Origin of the sequence: Halomonas gemina (assembly GCF_023554995.1) — a bacterium.
Lineage (GTDB): Bacteria > Pseudomonadota > Gammaproteobacteria > Pseudomonadales > Halomonadaceae > Halomonas > Halomonas gemina.
On sequence record NZ_JAMJPK010000003.1, the window covers coordinates 130,949 to 148,322 of the forward strand.

General features: G+C 65.3%; 10 protein-coding genes and 2 pseudogenes. 3 read left to right on the top strand and 9 right to left on the bottom strand.

The window, feature by feature from the left end:
- Positions 1-112: 112 nt before the first annotated feature.
- From M8009_RS07315 to M8009_RS19310, 3 genes and pseudogenes are all read right to left on the bottom strand, one after another.
- Positions 113-2,083: a diguanylate cyclase gene (locus M8009_RS07315; RefSeq protein ID WP_250060171.1), complete on the bottom strand. Its 1,971-nt coding sequence runs from the start codon at positions 2,081-2,083 to the stop codon at positions 113-115.
- A gap of 178 nt (positions 2,084-2,261) precedes the next feature.
- Positions 2,262-4,841: a bifunctional diguanylate cyclase/phosphodiesterase gene (locus M8009_RS07320; protein WP_250060172.1), complete on the bottom strand. Its 2,580-nt coding sequence runs from the start codon at positions 4,839-4,841 to the stop codon at positions 2,262-2,264.
- A 343-nt stretch (positions 4,842-5,184) separates the two neighbouring features.
- Positions 5,185-5,316, bottom strand: a pseudogene (locus tag M8009_RS19310) (IS30 family transposase); the annotation flags it as partial.
- Positions 5,317-5,334: 18 nt separating this feature from the next.
- On the opposite strand from M8009_RS19310, the pseudogene M8009_RS07325 reads away from it, so the two are divergent.
- Positions 5,335-5,490 (top strand): annotated as a pseudogene (locus M8009_RS07325) (IS630-like element ISHsp2 family transposase); the annotation flags it as partial.
- A gap of 183 nt (positions 5,491-5,673) precedes the next feature.
- Here M8009_RS07325 and M8009_RS07330 read toward each other — a convergent pair.
- The 4 genes from M8009_RS07330 to speB form a co-directional block, all read right to left on the bottom strand.
- Positions 5,674-7,134, bottom strand: a complete 1,461-nt coding sequence (locus M8009_RS07330) for an aldehyde dehydrogenase family protein (protein ID WP_250060173.1) — start codon at positions 7,132-7,134, stop codon at positions 5,674-5,676.
- 40 nt (positions 7,135-7,174) lie between these two features.
- Positions 7,175-8,794, bottom strand: coding sequence for a 5-guanidino-2-oxopentanoate decarboxylase (locus tag M8009_RS07335; protein ID WP_250060174.1), 1,620 nt, complete (start codon positions 8,792-8,794; stop codon positions 7,175-7,177).
- Between the two features lie 11 nt (positions 8,795-8,805).
- Complete coding sequence (locus tag M8009_RS07340) at positions 8,806-10,191, bottom strand: YjiH family protein (protein ID WP_250060175.1); 1,386 nt, start codon at positions 10,189-10,191, stop codon at positions 8,806-8,808.
- A gap of 65 nt (positions 10,192-10,256) precedes the next feature.
- Positions 10,257-11,207: an agmatinase gene (gene speB / locus M8009_RS07345; RefSeq protein WP_250060176.1), complete on the bottom strand. Its 951-nt coding sequence runs from the start codon at positions 11,205-11,207 to the stop codon at positions 10,257-10,259.
- 188 nt (positions 11,208-11,395) lie between these two features.
- Between speB and M8009_RS07350 the strand changes: the two genes are divergently transcribed.
- Entirely contained in the window at positions 11,396-12,826 is a 1,431-nt protein-coding gene (locus tag M8009_RS07350) for a sigma-54 interaction domain-containing protein (RefSeq protein ID WP_250060177.1), read from the top strand.
- Between the two features lie 49 nt (positions 12,827-12,875).
- Here the strand turns inward: M8009_RS07350 and M8009_RS07355 are convergent, their stop codons facing one another.
- Both M8009_RS07355 and fnr read right to left on the bottom strand, forming a co-directional pair.
- Complete coding sequence (locus M8009_RS07355; protein ID WP_250060178.1) at positions 12,876-14,879, bottom strand: TonB-dependent receptor domain-containing protein; 2,004 nt, start codon at positions 14,877-14,879, stop codon at positions 12,876-12,878.
- A 127-nt stretch (positions 14,880-15,006) separates the two neighbouring features.
- Complete coding sequence (gene fnr / locus M8009_RS07360; protein WP_250060179.1) at positions 15,007-15,756, bottom strand: fumarate/nitrate reduction transcriptional regulator Fnr; 750 nt, start codon at positions 15,754-15,756, stop codon at positions 15,007-15,009.
- A 390-nt stretch (positions 15,757-16,146) separates the two neighbouring features.
- On the opposite strand from fnr, the gene M8009_RS07365 reads away from it, so the two are divergent.
- Positions 16,147-17,298, top strand: a complete 1,152-nt coding sequence (locus tag M8009_RS07365; RefSeq protein WP_250060180.1) for a DcaP family trimeric outer membrane transporter — start codon at positions 16,147-16,149, stop codon at positions 17,296-17,298.
- Positions 17,299-17,374: the final 76 nt, after the last annotated feature.

Consider the following 17,374-nt stretch of genomic DNA (forward strand, 5'->3'; position numbering starts at 1 on the left):
CCTTCAGCAAGCGGGATAGCTGACGCTTTTCATTATGCAGGATCACGGAGCGCCCCCGAAATCCTGCCCAAGCGCCAATTCATGATCGAACTGCCATCCCCGTCATTCTCGGTCAGGTCTTCTGCCAGTGCACCCGATTGCGCCCTTGTTCCTTGGCGGCGTACAGTCCCTGATCGGCACGTTTGATGGCGGGCTTCAGGGAGGTTTCCCCAGCACTGACCAGCGTCACGCCCAGTGAGGCCGTGTAGGGTAGCCAGCCGTCCACGGTGACGTCGCCACCGACGTTCACCGGTGATGCCTCCAGCGCCGTGCGCAACCGTTCAGCCACCTGCATGGCCTGGGCCTTCGAGGTGCCGGGCAGCAGCACGGCAAATTCCTCGCCGCCCATCCTGCAAAGCACATCGCCCTCGCGCAGTAGCTTCCCAACTTTCTTGGCGAAGGCCTGAAGCACCAGATCGCCCACGTCGTGGCCGTAGCTGTCATTGATGTACTTGAAGTGATCCAGGTCGATGGCGATCAGGCTGAGCGGCTCGCCGCTGCGCTTGGCGCGAGCAATTTCCATGGCCGCCTGGTCCTGCAGGTAACGCCGATTGCCGAGTCCCGTCAGCGGGTCGGTCATGGCCTGGCGAGCCAGGGTGTCTTCCAGCTGCTTGCGTTCACTCAGGTCGAAGACCATGGCACGGGAGTGCACGAAACCGCGGTGCGTGGTGTAGGCCGTGGCCTGGATGACGACAGGGAACTTCTCCCCGTGACGGGTGAGCAGCTCGCACTCGGCCGAGCCTTCCTGGTCCGGCCCCAAGACCCCCTGAAAGGCGGCCTCGAAGGCCTCACGAGTCTCGGATGTGACGAAGTCCTGATAGTGCACCTTGCCGATTACCTCGTCGGCACGATAGCCCAGCCAGTCGAGCTCGGTGCGGTTCATCTTCACGATGCGACCTTCGGCATCCAGCGAGTGATAGCCACAGGGGGCATGCTCATAGAGATCACGCACCTCTCTGGCATGCTGTTGGGCTTCTCGCTTCAGGCCCGCCTGGCGATGGCTGCTCAGGGCCCAGAACACGCTGAAGGCGATGGACAGGCCATACAGCAGGGACATGATCAGCAGCGGGGCACGGTCCTTTGACAGCAGTGATCCCAGGCTGGGCTTGGGGAGCATGATGCCCAGCCGCCAGGGATGATAGTCCGGCAGGCTATGCACCATCCCCGCCTGGCTGCGGTAGTGCTGGGTGCGGATGTCTGCTGCCTGGAACAGTAGCAGGTCATCCCCGAGATCCGCCTGACCGCGGTTGCGCCGCGACAGCGCTTCCCAGGCATCAGGGGAGGCGGCCGAGAAGCGTCTCCCGAAGCGCATTGGTCCCTCCGTATCGGCCAGCAACCAGGTGCCCTGGGCATCTACCAGCAGGGGCTGTGCGTCTTCGACGATGGCCATGGCATGGCGCAGGCCGGCGGTCAGGTACTGCCAGTCCAAGCTGAGCAGCAGCACACCCTTGCGCTCCCCCCGGGCATCGAACACCGGGGTTGCAATGTCGACCACCGGCACCACGCCGTCGCTGGCATTCTCATAGCGCAAGTTACGACCCGGGGGCGAGACGTAGAGGTCGCGGGGAAACAGCGTCATGGCTTCTCGAAAATACTCGGCATCGGCATGCGTGACGGCGGGGGATCGCTGCTGTCGCTGCTGGCCATGGCTGACATGCAGCAGCTCGCGACCTTGCGGGTCGAGCAGGACCAGCTTGGTGTAGCGCCCATAGTGGGTCAGCAGGGTATCGAACAGCGAAGCGAGCCGCTCCGCAGTGAGCTGCCTGGTATCGGCCTGATAGGGGGAGTGGGCTTCGCCCACCTGGCCGAGATAGCGCTTGAGCAGCGGCATCTCGGCCGTGGCCAGGGCATGGTTGAGGCTTTCGTTCATGCCGCGCTGAAGCGACTCGTGCCCCGCTTCCAGCATGGCCTGGGCACCGGCCTGGGCGCCCTGGAGCCGGGCGTCGAGGTGCGCCCGAAAGATCGGGTACAGGGTGGCCGTCACCAGCACGACAGGCACGACGACGGCCAGGGCCAGGCGGGTGCAGAGGACTTTCAGCGTCACTGAAGGATCTCCAGGAAGAATGACACGGGGAAGCGGGGCCGAGGCATTCCAGGGGAAGTCGCCAAGGATAAGACACGCTGTTCACCTTGGGGGAGAGGCGTGAGGGCATGCTCTCCATGCCCCTCACGCGCTGGGGAGAGGCCTCTCGAGGGTCTCGAGAGGCCTGACGGCCGGGCGACTATGGCGGCACGGTCACTGCCGGCAGGGTATCAGGCAGCGTCAGGAGTGCTTCCAGCGGCATGGGCCTGGCGAAGAGGAAGCCCTGCAGCAGGTCACAGCCGCGACGGACCAGATCCTCTTGCTGCGCTCGCGTCTCGATGCCCTCGGCGACCACCACCAGGTCCATATGATGCGCCATGGTGATGATGCCCTGGACGATGGCGGCATTGCGGTGGTTAGTAAGGATGTCGCGGATGAAGGCGCGGTCCAGCTTGATCTTGTGGATGGGCAAGTCGCGCAGGTAGCTGAGGCTGGAGAAGCCGGTGCCAAAGTCGTCGATGGCGACCGTGATGTGCATCCCGCGCAGGGTGTCGATCATCTCGATGGCCTGTTCGGCGCCGCCCAGCAGGATGCTCTCGGTCATCTCCAGCTCGAGGAGCTCGGGCGGCAAGCCGGTCTCATCGAGAATCGCTTGCACCTCATCGAGAAAGCCATCGCGGCGGAACTGCAGTGACGAGATGTTCACCGCCACCGGGCACACCCGCTCGCCCTTGGCGCGCAGCTCGGCCAGGCGCTGGCAGGCCTGTCGCAGCACCCAGCGTCCCAGCGGGATGATCTGGCCGGTCTGCTCGGCAATGGGAATGAAGTCCCCGGGCGAGACCAGCCCCTGTGTCGGATGGTGCCAGCGGACCAGCGCCTCGACGCTGCGGATACGGCCATTGACGGCCTCGACCACCGGTTGGTAGTAGAGCTCGAACTGATTGTCGCGCAGCGCAGCATGGAGGTCATGGCGCATCAACACCTGCTCGCTGGTGTCCTCCGTTCCTTTCCCCTGGTACCACTGCCAGGTATTGCGCCCCTGGAGTTTCGCCGCTTCCAGGGCCAGGTCGGCATGCTGCAGCAGTTCGTGGGCCTGCTGGACCGGCTCGTCGCTACAGGCGACTCCGATGCTGGCACTGATGTGCAAGGCGTGACCGTCGATCTCGAACGCGTGCTCGAAGGTCGCGAGGATGCGCTCGGCGGCGCGGACCACCTCTTCGCGGGTCGTAACGTCCCGCAACAGGAAGGCGAACTCATCACCGGTGAGGCGGGCCAGGGTGTCGCGGGGACCGAGCAGTGGATGCAATCGGTCGGCGATGGCCACCAGCAACCGGTTGCCTATGGGGTGCCCCAGGCCTTCATTGATCGCCTTGAAGCCGTCAAGGTCAAGGTACAGTACCGCGATCAAGCGTTGGTGTTGCCGGCTCCAGTGGAGAGCGTGCTCGAGACGGTCATCCAGGGCCGTGCGATTGGGCAGGCCGGTGAGCAGGTCGTGGGTGGCCTGATAGGCGATCTGGGCCTCCTGGTCGCGCTCGCGGGTGATGTCCTGTTGGGTGCCGATGAAGTGGGTGCAGCGACCGGCCTCGTCGACGACCGGGCTGATCGCCAGGCGATTCCAGAAAGGCGTGCCATCCTTACAGTAATTGCGCAGCGTGACCTGAACCTCGGACCGCGTCGCCAGGGCGTGGCGAAGCGTATCGACGGCCGCGAGGTCGGTCTCCGGGCCTTGCAGGAAGCGACAGTTTCGGCCGAGCACTTCGCACGAGGCATAGCCCGTCAGGCGACAGAAGGCCTCATTGGCATAGACGATCGGCATGTCGGGCTGGCTGGCATCGGCCATGACAATCCCATTGGGGCTGGCCTCGATGCCCCGCTGCAATAGACGCAGCTCGGCCTCCTGACGCTTGCGCTGGGTGATGTCGTGGCAGATGCCGTAGACGCCGACGATCTCGCCCTCGACGGTCACCGGGAAGTTGGTGATCTCCAGGTGGGAGGTGTGACCATCGGCATGCAGTCCCTGCGTCTCGTAGTGGCGCGAGGCCCCGGCCCTGGCGGCATCGAAGGCGGCCTGGGTCAGCTCGCGATAGTCGGGCACGACGAACTCGTTGAAATGGCGACCGACGAGATCCTGCACCGGGTAGCCGGTGATCCGTTCCAGTGCGGCATTGCCTCGCTGGAACCGACCCTCTAGGTCGAATTCGTAGACCCCGTCGGGGTGATTCACGAACAGCGAACGATGCCATTCGGCCAGCGTGCGGTGATGGCGGCTGTCACGGTCCTTGATGATCGCCAGGGCGATCAGGGCGGCAGCCTGGCGAAGCCGTCGCTTGCTCACCTCGCTGGGCGCGGAGGGCTGACGATAATAAATGCCGAACGTGCCCAGTAACTCGCCCTGGGCGGTGATTACCGGGCTCGACCAGCAGGCACGCAGCCCTTCGGTCAGGGCGGCACTGCGAAACACCGCCCAGCGTGGGTCCGTCTTAATGTCTTCGGTGATGACCTGCCGGCGCAGGTAGGCGGCCGCCCCGAAGGAGGCCACCGCCATGCCGACGGGGACATCCTGAAGCCGCTCGAAGTAGTCACGAGAGAAGCGTTGGCTGGGAACCAGGCTAAGCGAGCAGCGTGCCGGGTCGAAGCGCATGAAGGCCACCACGGCACCGGGGAGCTGGAGGCCGATCCAGTGGGCAATGGCATCCAGTGTCTTCTCCAGCGGCGCCTGCTGGGCGATCAATTGGTGGATACCCTGCTGGGCCTCCAGCAGGATGAGATCATCGGTCACACACCTGCCCCTGTGTTGCCCCCCGAATTTATTAGGTGACTAAAGAATTCAGCGAATAGTGGATGAGGAGTTTCACCCTATGCCTACTACTCGCCAGCCACAAGAGGTAAGACCACTATTTTCATTTACCAAATTTCAGCGTGGCGACATCAAGGAATAAAGGGTGGAGTTTTCATCGTCCGAAGGGAAAGGAAAGAGAGAGCTGTAGTAAATCATGGTCACGCCATGACGGTGACGAACGAGCCAAACGAGCCATCAGGCGAATTCACACTTTGCATGTCAGTGATGTCTTACGCTTCCGTAAGAGATATTGCACGCTGGCTGTCTACTCTGCCCCCTGAATTCAAGCAATAAGCGAGGCACCTACGGTATCCAGGGCCCCTGAGTATTCCCCCAGGAACACCTGCGCCGGTGTCCGATAGCCGAGCCGTTTTCGGGGGCGATCATTCAGCTTCCTGACCACCTTGCGCAGATCCTGGATTCATAGAATAACCGCAACACTCGGGGCCTCCTCAAGGCGCTTCATCAACGGGAAGACCAGGGTGAGCATGAGCTCTATTACTGTGATGAATCGGGCTTTTCCCAATCATCACCGGTGCCCTGTGCATGGAGTCCTGTCGGCAAGCCCTGTGAGGTAAGTGCTTATACAGCAATAAAACAGCAAAAAGCCTTCATAAAATATTGATTCTATTAAATGATTGATACGTGACAATTTCTGCAAAGCCACTTAAGTGGAAGGTCCCAGGTTCGTATCCTGGTGGGGGCGCCAGCACAATCAAGCTTTTACCCCCTCTTCAGATCCCGCCTTTGGGAACAGGCCGGAACAGCCTGCTCAGGCGGACTGCCCCCCTTCGGGCCCGATCAGGTGCTTGACCTGCAGATACTCCGCCAGCCCCCAGGGGCCCAGCTCACGGCCGATGCCGCTGATCCCGAAGCCGCCCCAGCTGGCTTCCGGCATCACCACCTGCTCGCTGTTATACCAGATGCTGCCGGCACGCAGGTGGCGACCCACCCTTCGCGCGCGCTCGAGATCACTGGCGACCACTGTGGCCGCCAGGCCGAAGGGGCTGGCATTGGCGAGTTCGATGGCTTCCTGGTCGCTGGTGACGCTGCGCCCGCAGAGCACCGGCCCGAAGATCTCTTCCTGCCACAGGCGGCTCTCGACCGGCACATCGCGATAGAGCGTCGGGGCGACGAACTCGCCGCGCTCGGGCAGCTGGCGATGCCGGCCATCACGCACCGCCACAAGCCCCTCCTCCCGAGCCACCGCCAGGTAGCGCTCGACCGCTTCGCGCTGGCGGGCGCTGGTCATGGGGCCCATGTCGGTGTCGTCGGCCAGGGGGTCGCCCAGGCGAATCGCGTCCATGCGCTGAGCCAGTGCGTCGTAAAGGCCATCGGCTAGGGCCGCGTGCACGATCAGCCGCGAGGTGGCGGAGCAGACCTGCCCGGAGTTGAAGTAGATGCCGGCCATCACCCAGTCGGCGGCCTGTTCGATCTCGGCATCGTCCAGCACCAGGATGGGGGACTTGCCGCCCAGTTCCAGGGAGACGTTTCGCACGCCCTTCGCCGCCGCGTGCATGACCTTCTCACCCACCATATTGCTGCCGGTGAAGGAGAGCTTGTCGACGCCGGGGTGGGCAGTCAGCGGCGCCCCGATGCCCTCGCCGTCGCCGTGTACCAGGTTGAGCACGCCGGCGGGCAGGTCGATGGCTTCGGCGATCTCGGCCACCGCCTGTTCGGGCAGCGGGGTAACCTCGGAGGGCTTGAGCACCACGGTGCAGCCCGCCGCCAGGGCCGGGGCAATCTTCCAGGCGCTGGTCACCAGCGGAAAGTTCCAGGGGGTGATCAGCCCCGCCACGCCAACGGGGTCTTCGTAGGTCTGGGCCCGGATGCCGTCTAGGCCGTGCTCGACGATGCGCCCCTGGCGCGCCTCCAGCTCGGCGGCCTGACCGGCGTAGTAGCGGTAACAGGCGATGGCATCGTCCAGGTCGATTCCCGCCTCGGCCAGGGCCTTGCCGTTGTTGCGGGAGGAGAGGTGTATCAACGCATCCCGGCGCGCCTCCAGCGCGTCGGCGAAGGCCGCCAGGTAGGCGCCTCGCCGCTCACCGCTCAGCGACTGCCAGGCCGGCAGGGCACGGCGGGCGGCGGCCACTGCGGCGTCCACATCGGCGGCATCGCCGGCGGTGAGCTCGGCGATGGTCTCCTGGCGGTAGGGGTCGGTGACGGGCAGGCGACGCTTGCCTGCACTCTCGACCCAGCGATTGTCGATGAACTGTCGTGTCAGCTGTTGCATGGGTGACTCTCTCGCAGTGGGGTTCCGGGTCAGTGGAAGGCTATTCCTGCACCGCGGCATTCCAGGCGGCCGCGTCGATCTCGATCAGCACTGGCCCCTGCCTGGGGCGCCCGCGGATTGCCGCGGCCAGGGCCTGCGGGTCGCCAACGCGACGGGCAACGCAGCCGAATCCGGCGGCCAGCATCTGGAAGTCCGGCGCCTGGATATCCACCCCCAGTCGCGGCACATTCGCGCCATCCATGAAGCGGCGGATCTCTTCATAGCCGTGGTTGTGCCACAGCAGCACCACCACCGGCAGGCCCTCTTCCACCGCACAGGCCAGCTCGGTCAGCGTGAACATGATGCCGCCGTCACCCACCAGCGCCACGACCGGCAGCTCGGGCTGCCCCAGGCTGGCGCCCATGGCGGCGGGCAGGCCGTAGCCGAGCGTGCCGTAGCCGGTCGAGGCGTTGAAGAAACGCCGCGGCGCCGGCTGGGCCACCAGGTGGTTGGCGGCATAGGTGGTGGCACAGGAGTCACCGACCAGGATCGCCTCCGGCAGGGTGTCACGCAGGGTATCGAACAGCGGCACATAGGGTGCGAAGGCCGGGTCCTGGGCCAACCCCAGCGCCTCCCGGGTCGCCCGGGCCCGTTCCACGCCGCCTCGCTGGAGGGGCGTCTTGGCAAAACGCCTGGCCAGGGCCTTGAGGGTGAGCCCGGCATCCGCCACCAGCGCCAGGTCCGCCGAGTGGTTTCTGGCCAGCTGCTCGGGATCGATGTCCACGCGGATCAGCCGCCCGGTCAGGCTAAAGCCATCATCGAAGACGACGTCGTAATCGGTCTCGCCCAGCTCGGTGCCGATGGCCAGCACCACGTCGGCCTCCCTGGCCAGCTCACGCACGGCGGGCAGGGAGGCATTGGCGCCCATGTCCAGGGGATGGTCGCGGCCCAGCAGCCCCTTGGCATTGATCGTGGTGACCGTCGGGGCGTCCAGGGCCTCCACCAGCGCCCGCGCCGCCTCAGGCGCCTTGACGCAGCCGCCGCCCAGCAGCACCAGGGGGCGCCCCGCCTGATCCAGCCAGTCAGCGGCCCTCTCCAGGGCGTCGGGGTCCGGCGCCGCACCGGCCAGTGCCGTGCGTCGCCAGCTGGCCGGTTCCTCGACCGGGGCATCGAAGAGGTCGATGGGGATCTGGATATGCACCGGCCCCGGGCGCCCTCCCTCGAACACCGCAAAGGCCCTGGCCAGCACCTCGGGCAGCGCCTGGGGTTCCAGCAGGGTATGGCTGAACCGCGAGAGGCCCGCCATCAGCTGCTGCTGGCTCGGCAGTTCATGCAGGCGCCCCTGGCCGCGTCCCAGGGTGTCGCGACGATTGACGCTGGAGATCACCAGCATCGGCACGGAGTCGGCCAGCGCCTGGCCCATGGCCGTGGCGATATTGGTCATGCCGGGGCCGGTGATGATGAAGCACACCCCGGGCCGGCCGGTGGCGCGGGCATAGCCGTCGGCCATGAAGCCCGCGCCCTGTTCGTGGCGCGGGGTGACATGCCGGATGCCGCTGGCTTTCTCACCGCCGTCCAGCCCGCGATAGAGCTCGACGGTATGGACCCCAGGGATACCGAAGACGGTATCCACGCCGTAGGTGTCTCGCAGCAGGCGAATGAGCAGTTCTGCACAGGTCATTGGGCGGTCCCTCATCCCACCAGCCAGTGGGCCATGACGACGATGATCGGCAGGGTGATGGCGGTACGGATCAGGAAGATCGCCACCAGCTCCCACAGCTTGAGGGGAATCTTCGATTTCAGCAGCAGGGCGCCGATCTCGGACATGTAGACCAGCTGGGTCAACGACAGGCAGGCGATCACGAAACGCGTCAGCTCGCTCTCGATGTTGCTGCCCAGCACCGCCGGCAGGAACATGTCGGCGAAGCCCACCAGGGTGGCAGGTGCCGCGGCTTCGGCTTCCGGCAGACCCATCCACTCCAGCACCGGCACCATGGGCATCGACAGCCAGGTGAACAGCGGCGTGAACTCGGCCAGGATCAGCGCCACGGTGCCGATGGCGATGACCAGCGGCAGCAGGCCGAAGAAGATATCGGCGACGTTGAACAGCGCGATGCGCATCAGCTGCCGCGGACCGGGTGCCTTCTCGGCACGGGCCACGGCCATGCCCAGGCTATAGCGCAGCAGCCCCTGATCACCGGTGCGCTCCTCCTGCAGCTGGCAGCCCACCGGCTCGTAGTAGGTATTGGGCTTGAGCGACAGCGGCGGCAGGCGCGGCACGATCACCGCAGCCACCAGCCCGGCCACCACCACCGTCAGGTAGAAGGGTACGAAGAGGTGATTGATGCCGATGAAGCTGGTCACCAGGATCGCGAAGGCGATGGAGACGATGGAGAAGTTGGTGGCGATGGCCGCCGCCTCGCGGCAGTTGTAGAAGCCCTTCTCGTACTGCTGGGTGGTGATCAGGACGCCGACGGTACCGGAGCCCATCCAGGAGGCGGTGGCATCGATGGCGCTGCGGCCGGGCAGGCCGAAGATCCAGCGGAAGGGGGTGCGCAGCAGACTGCCGATGAACTCCATGAAGCCGAAGTCGACCAGGAACGGCAGCAGGATGGCGGCGAAGAAGAAGAAGGTCAGCAGCACCGGCGCCAGGTCGTTGAGCATCACGCCACCGGTGAAGGCGGCAGTGACGAACTCCGGCCCGACCTGGAAGTAGGTCATCAGCGCGAACAGCGCCCCGAGCCCGCGCATCACCGTCCACAGCGGGGCCACGTCGAACAGCTCCCCCAGCGCACTGCCCTGCGCCCAGGAGGGCCTGGCGGCCTTCACGTAGAGGGTCAGCACAAACGACAGGCAGAGGACCAGGGTGGCGATGGCGGGCAGCGCCTCACCCAACAGGGCCTTGAGACCATCGGCGGCGAAGCCCATGCCGATATTGATGGTATCGCCTACCGAGAAGGGCACCAGGAACAGCAGCACGCCGATCAGCGACGGCACGAGGAACTTGATCAGGCCGTGCCGCGAGAGCGGCGCGCCTTCGAGGGCAATGTTGTCGGAGCTATCGAGAGAGGATGACATGGAGGACCTCGGCTTGTGTTGTCATTGTCTGAATCTAGGGCTGGCCCGGATGTAGGCCAGAGACTTCAATCGCGACGCTTCACGCCCGGCAGCACGCAGAGCATTTCATAGAGCAGCGAGGCACCCACCAGGGCGGTATTGCCGCTTGTATCGTAGGGGGGTGAGACCTCGACCAGGTCGCCTCCCACCACGTTCAGGCCCCAGGCACCGCGGACGATCTCCAGGGCCTGCTGGGCGGTCAGGCCACCCATCTCGACGGTACCGGTGCCCGGGGCGATGGAGGGGTCGAGGCCATCGATATCGAAGGTGATGTAGACCGGCGTGTCGCCCATCTGCTCGCGCACCTCGGCCATCAGCGGCTCGAGCGACTTGTACCAGCACTCTTCGGCGGTCACCACGCGAAAGCCCTGCTCACGGCACCAGTCGAAATCTTCCGCGGCATAGCCGGTGCCGCGCAGGCCGATCTGCACCACCTTGTTCTTGGCCAGCAGCCCCTCCTCCTGGGCGCGGCGGAAGGGGGTGCCATGGGCGATGGGCTCGCCGAACATGTGGTCGTTGATGTCGGCATGGGCATCGATCTGGATCAGCCCCACCGGGCCATGCTTCTTGGCCATGGCGCGCAGGATCGGCAAGGCGATGACGTGGTCACCGCCCAGGGTCAGCGGTTTGCAGTCATGACGCAGCACCTCATCGTAGAAACCGGTGATGATGTCCACCGTCTTGAGCAGGTTGAAGGTGTTGATCGGCACATCGCCGATGTCCGCCACCTGGAGGCTGTCGTAGGGCGCCGCGCGGGTAGCCATGTTATAGGGACGCAGCATGCGCGACTCATCGCGGATCTGGCGCGGCCCGAGGCGGGTACCCGGCCGGTTGGAGGTGGCGATATCCAGGGGGATGCCGATGAAGGCGGCATCCAGCCCTTCGGCCGTCGTCTGGGTCGGCAGGCGCATCATGGTCGCGGGCCCACCGAAGCGCGGCATCTCGTTGCCACCCAGTGGCTGGTTGAACTCACTCATGTGAACGTCCTTCGGTCTTGTGGTCAGTGATGAAAGCGCCAAGCGCTCTACCTACTGAATTGCATAAACCATGCCACACGCGTTCATGGGGTCTGTTGCGGGCCATTGATTCATAACTGGATCGCTCACGGCCCGGGAATGATGCAATAATGAATCATTGATGCATTAATGAATCGCAGGCCGCCCAGATGAGCACCATCGACAGCCTTATCCTCAGGACCATCGTCGACACCGCCCATGACCACTTCTTCGTGGTCGATGCCGACGGCAAGGTGCGCTATGTGAGTCCCAGTGCCGCCGCGGTCTATGGCATCTCCTGCGAGGACCTCCGTGCCAGCAGCGTGCAACGCCTGGAAGCCGAGGGCGTGCTGAAGCCGTCGATCAGCATGGAAGTGATGCGCACCGGCCAACCGGCGCAACTCGTTCAGCGCACCGCCACCGGCCGTCGCGTGATCGCCCAGGCGCACCCGGTCTTCGAGGAGGGCAAGCTGGTCGCCGTGGTCAGCCGTTCCATGGACCTCACCGACCTTCAGTTGCTGCAGCAGGAATACACCCTGCTGCAGCAGCGCTTCAGCGACCACCTGAAGCGCAGCCAGGCACTCGAGCAGGAGGACGCGGCACTGGAGAGTGAGCTCGACGAGCTGGAGGTGAAGAGCCCGCTGATGCGGGAGGTGGCCCTGCTGCTCCGCCGGGTGGCTCCCACGGACGCGAACGTGATGATGCTCGGCGAGTCCGGCGTCGGCAAGACGGCCTTCGCCCGCCAGCTGCATCGCTGGAGCTCACGCCGCGATGGCCCCTTCGTCGACGTCAACTGTGCCGCCATCCCGGAGAGCCTGTTCGAGGCGGAGATGTTCGGCTATCGCGCCGGGGCCTTCAGCGGCGCCGCGCCTGGGGGGCGCATCGGGCTGATCGAGCAGGCCGCCGGTGGCACGCTCTTTCTCGACGAGATCGGCGAACTGCCCCTGGGGGTGCAGACGAAGCTGCTGAAGGCCATCCAGGATGGGCGCATCTCTCGGCTGGGCGACAACCAGTCCCGTCGCGTCGACTTCCGCCTGGTGGTCGCCACCAACCAGGACCTCAGCCGGCGCGTGGAGGAAGGCGCGTTCCGCCTGGACCTCTACTACCGGCTGAACGTCATCCCGGTCACCCTGCCGCCACTGCGTGAACGCCGCGAGGATATACCCGGCCTGGTGGAGCGCCAGCTGAAGCGGCTCAATCGCCGCTATGGCCAGGAGAAACTGCTCGCCCGGAGCAGCTGGCAGTCGTTGATGCGCCAGGAGTGGCCCGGCAACGTGCGGGAGCTGGAGAACTGGCTGGAGCGGGCCTGGCTATCCAGCGATGACGTCATTCATGATGACACGCCTCACCCGGCCCACCCTGCCGCAGCGACCCCGCACGCCGACGCCGCTGACGCAGGTTTTCCAGGCTCCACCTCCTCGGTTCTCCACGAGGAAGAAGGCCTCAAGGAGGCCCTGAGCCGCACTGAGCGCTCCATCCTGGCCGAGCTCTGCGCGTCTCTCCCCTCGACCTATGCCATCGCCGAACGGCTCGGCATCAGCCAGCCCAGCGTCGTCAGGAAGCTCAAGCAGCATGGCCTGCGCATCCAGCGAGGATCATGACAACAGCGAGACAGCCCCCGCGGAAGCTGGCGCCACCCTCCTTTCCTCCTCAGAAGGTATAGTCGACACCCACCCAGAGGCTGCGGCCCGGCTCGTTCAGGGGCAGGTCCAGGCTCTGCGGGTCCTCGGCAAGGAAGGGATCGCTGGCGCTGCGGTTGCGGTTGAGGAAGTCGCTGTAGGTCTTGTCGAGCAGGTTGCTGACCCCGGCGCGCAGGGTCATGGCCTGCCAGTGCCAGGCCGCCTCGGCATCCAGCACCACATAGCCCGAGGTGGCCACCTCGTCCGGCCCCAGACGGTCCTGGGCGTCGGAGAAACGGGCCGTCAGCCCGGCCTCCCAGGCCTCGCGCACATGGAACTGCGAGAGCTGGCCGCGAAGCGGGGCAATATCCGCCAGGGCCCCGCCGTCATCCAGGTTGTCGCCGCGCACCCAGCTCAGCTGGCCGCGCGTCTCCCAATGATGGGCCCAGCGCAGGTCGCCGGAGAGCTCCACGCCGTAGAGGGTGGCGTCGATATTGCGGTAGACGCTGACGCCATCCAGCGTGTCGCGGAAGATATAGTCGTCGACGCGGTCGGCGAAGGCCGCCACCTCGAAGCCGCCACTGGCCAGTCGCCGCTCCAGCCCCAGGTCCAGCTGATGGTGGACCTCGGGGTCGAGGCGGGGGTTGCCCACCCAGTCGCCCTTGGCGAAGTAGCGCTCGGTGGCGTCGGCATCGCGCTCGGCACGGCTCAGGCTGGCGTAGAGGGTGTCGGTGTCGTTGAGGCGCTGCTCGCCGCGCAGGAAGCCGCCCACCAGCCAGGCCTCATGGTCCAGGTCGCCCGCCACGCCATACTCGCGGCGGTAGAGGTCGGCCGCTACCACACCGGTGTCGCTGGCCTGGTCGGCGGCAGTGGCGCTGGCCTCGGAGTAATCCAGGCGCAGGCCACCGCTCAGGGTGGTGCGCTCGCCCAGGTAGTGATCCAGTTCGGCGAACACCCCGGACTGGCGGGTGGTCACGTCCGGCCAGGAGAGGAAGGCCACCTTGTCGGCGGTGTCGTTGATGATCCGCGCGTCGCGCACGTTCTGCAGCACATTGACCCCGAAGCGCAGGTCGCTATTGGCCAACTGCTGCACGGCCATGCTCTTCCAGGTGAGGGTGTCGGACTCGGTGGGCGAGCGCATCTTCATCATCGGCGCGTCGCGCAGCGAGGTGTTGTCCATCACATGGTCGATGGTGGTGAACTGCAGGCGGTTCTCCACCCGCAGGGTGTCGGAGAAGGCGTGGTCGAGGCGGGCCCGCAGGGTATCGTTGTCGCTCTCCGGGGAGTCCATGCCGGCCCCGGCGAACTTGACGTCGCGTTCACGCACGCCCTCGTAGCCGAACGCCAGCTCGGTGTCGGCCGTTGGCGTGAAGCCCAGGGTGAGGCCACCGCTGGTGGTCTCGAAGCCGCTGTGGATGCGCCTGCCGTCGCCATCCTCGTAGTCGTTGGCCTGCTGGCGCTCGCCGAACAGCCGCCAGTAGCCGTTCTCGTTACCGGCCACCAGGTTGGCGTAGAGGCCAGCGCGCTCGCCGTTGTCGTCGTAGCTCGCCCCAACGCTGCCCTGCTGCTGGACGTCGCGGCCATCGAAGTCCGGCGCGGTGCGCTCGAAGAGCACGGTGCCCCCACTGCCGCCGGCACCGTGCTGCAGGGTGGTCACGCCCTTGCTCACCGTCACCCGGTCGAAGCTGTGCAGCGGCGCATAGGCGGTGGGTGGATCCATGCGGTTGGGACAACCGCCGAAGACGTAACCCCCGTCCACCAGGATATTCAGCGCATTGCCTTGCTGGCCACGAATCACCGGGTCGAGGCCGTGCCCGCCCATGCGCACCGCCTCGATACCGTTGATCCGGCGCAACCATTCGCCGGCATCGGCCGCCGGCGCGGGAGACTGCCGGGGCGTGATCGAGAGCTCACCGGGCACGCCGGCGCTCCCCTCGATGATCATGGTGGCGAGGATCTCGGTTTCGGCCTGGGCGGTACCGGCCCAGGCGGCGGCAATGCAGGCCACCACCGGCAGGCGACGAAGGATTGGCATGGTCATGGTCCCGTGCTCTTTCGAATCAGTTTATAAGGCACGGGAATATTAAATCGGGATGAAATGACCAGGAATGGGTCAGGATGCCGCATGGGCCATGAACACCCCCGAGGCGAATTCCCCTCGTTCAGCGCCGGCTCTCGCCCTGCTCGGCCAGGGCCTCCAGGGCCGGCAGGTCCAGCAGGGTCATCTCGCGCCCGCTCACCTGGAGCAGGCCATGCCGCTGGAAGCGGCTCATCAGGCGGCTGACGGTCTCCAATGCCAGCCCCAGGAAGCTACCGATATCGGCCCGCGACATGGCCAGCTGGAAACCATAGGGCGAATAACCCCGGGCGGCATGGCGCTCGGACATCCCGAGCAGGAAGCTTGCCATGCGCCGCTCCGCGGTGGCGAAGGCGAGCAGGCAGTGTAGGCGCTGGTCGCGATGCAGCTCCTGGCTCATGCAGCGGTAGAGCGCGCCGCGCAGGGCCGGCAGCCGATCACCCAGCGCCTCCAGCGAGCCGAACGGCAGCTCGCAGACGAAGCTGCTCTCCAGCGCCACCACGCTGGTCGGGTGGACCGCCTCGCCGACCGCGTCCAGCCCCACCACCTCACTGGGCAGCAGGAAATGGGTCACGTGCTCGCGGTGCCCAGCATCGGCCACCACCTGCTTGAAGCTGCCCGAGCGCACCACGTAAAGACTGGTGAAGGGTTCCCCTTGACGCACCAGCGGCGCCCCACGCTTGAGCGGTCGGGGCCGGAGGATGATGGCATCGAAGCGCTCGAGATCCTCGTAAGCCAGCCCCAGCGGCAGGCAGTGCGAACAGAGGCTGCAGCCCTGACAGTGCGACACCTGGCCCGACGGCATCGCCGAATGGCCAGTGAGATGGTGGGTCATGGCGAACTCCCTGTTCCTTGCCGTCCGGATCGTTCAATGCTCGGCACGACCCCGCGGTGCCGAAGTGGCCTTGAGTCTCGTCAAGCGTAGTTCAGGAAGCGGTGGCACAAAATGACGAGGTCCGTTCCGGTATCTCCCTCGGGGGTGCAGGAACACCAGCGATGCCGCCAGAGCGCCGGAAAGCATGACCTCAGCGGACCTTACAGAAAGGTTCCTCATCCTTTTGTCGTAAAAATGACATGTCCGATTGTCAGCCCCGGGTAAGGTCGTTATGTTTGACCTGACGTTAACGTCAACTTACATGCACAAAAAGATTACGTTTACGTCAAGGTCACTACAATAAACGAGCTGCCCACCTGCAGGGGCAGGAACGCATCGAAGGAACCGCAAGTGACAATTCAAACACGCCTCAAGCAGACCGCCATCTTCTCCGCCAGCGCCCTGGCCCTCGCCGTGGCCAGCGCTTCCCATGCCGTCGATTTCGAAGTAGCTGACACCAAGGCCAGCGTCTATGGCTACGCCAAGCTCGATATCATCTACGACGTGGATGCCGATCTGGGCAACTCCATCGGCCACGGCAAGATCGCCCTGGACGATGAGCCGAGCCAGGATGGCCACTTCAATATGCACGCCTACCAGAGCCGTATCGGCTTCAAGACCAGCACCCCGGTCTCGGGCAGCGATCTGGTGACCCAGATCGAGGGCGACTTCTATGGCAGCGGCGGGGGTTCTTTCCGTCTACGTCATGCCTATGGCTCCTGGAACGGCATTCTGGCCGGCCAGTACTGGACCAACTTCTACGGCTTCGTGGCCGGCACCCCGACCATCGACTTCACCGGCCCTCCCGGCGTTGGTAACCAGGCCCGTCAGCCGCAGCTGCGCTATACCGCCGGCAACTTCTCCATGGCCATCGAGGATCCGGATACGCTGGGCGGTTCTGAAGACACCATCAACGCCACTCAGGTGAGCGAGGATGTGGCCAAGAGCAGCATGCCAGACCTGACTGCCCGCTATACCGACACCTCTGGCCCCTTCAAGTACTCCGCCTCCGCCGTGCTGCGCCGGCTCGAATACGATGCCGAAGGCGACCCCACTGCCACCGTTGACGACGACTCCACCTTCGGCTGGGGCATGGCACTTGAGGCGGCCATGGCAGTAAGCCCGGCGCTGACCCTGCGTGCCGGTGTGACCCACGGCGATGGCATCGGCGGCTACCAGAACGTCAGCCCCCAGAGCTCTCCGGCCTACCTGGCAAGTAATGGCGACCTCGAGACCCTGGAGAGCACCGGCGGCACCATCGGCGCCAGCCTCAAGGCCGGCCCGGGTGCCATCAACGCTTCCTATAACGTCGCCACCGTCGACCTGGACGACGAGGAAATTTCTGGCACTGACACTCACGAAACAGCCTATCTGAACTACATCTGGTCGCCGGCTGAGCGCATCAGCTACGGCATCGAGGCCAGCTGGGCCAGCAAAGAGACCTCAGACGATAAAGAGGGCGATGCCACTCGCATCCAGGGCATGGTGATGTACAGCTTCTAAGCCGACCCGATGGCGGGGACCGCCCCGCCATCATTGCGATAGCGCTTTACGACACAAGCAACTGAATATTCGATCC

Coding starts and splice junctions, on each gene's coding strand:
- M8009_RS07335 (WP_250060174.1), bottom strand. CDS start 8,794: ATGACCTGTGCAGAACTGCTCATTCGCCTGCTGCGAGACACCTACGGC.
- M8009_RS07330 (WP_250060173.1), bottom strand. CDS start 7,134: ATGCAACAGCTGACACGACAGTTCATCGACAATCGCTGGGTCGAGAGT.
- M8009_RS07340 (WP_250060175.1), bottom strand. CDS start 10,191: ATGTCATCCTCTCTCGATAGCTCCGACAACATTGCCCTCGAAGGCGCG.
- speB (WP_250060176.1), bottom strand. CDS start 11,207: ATGAGTGAGTTCAACCAGCCACTGGGTGGCAACGAGATGCCGCGCTTC.
- M8009_RS07350 (WP_250060177.1), top strand. CDS start 11,396: ATGAGCACCATCGACAGCCTTATCCTCAGGACCATCGTCGACACCGCC.
- fnr (WP_250060179.1), bottom strand. CDS start 15,756: ATGACCCACCATCTCACTGGCCATTCGGCGATGCCGTCGGGCCAGGTG.
- M8009_RS07355 (WP_250060178.1), bottom strand. CDS start 14,879: ATGCCAATCCTTCGTCGCCTGCCGGTGGTGGCCTGCATTGCCGCCGCC.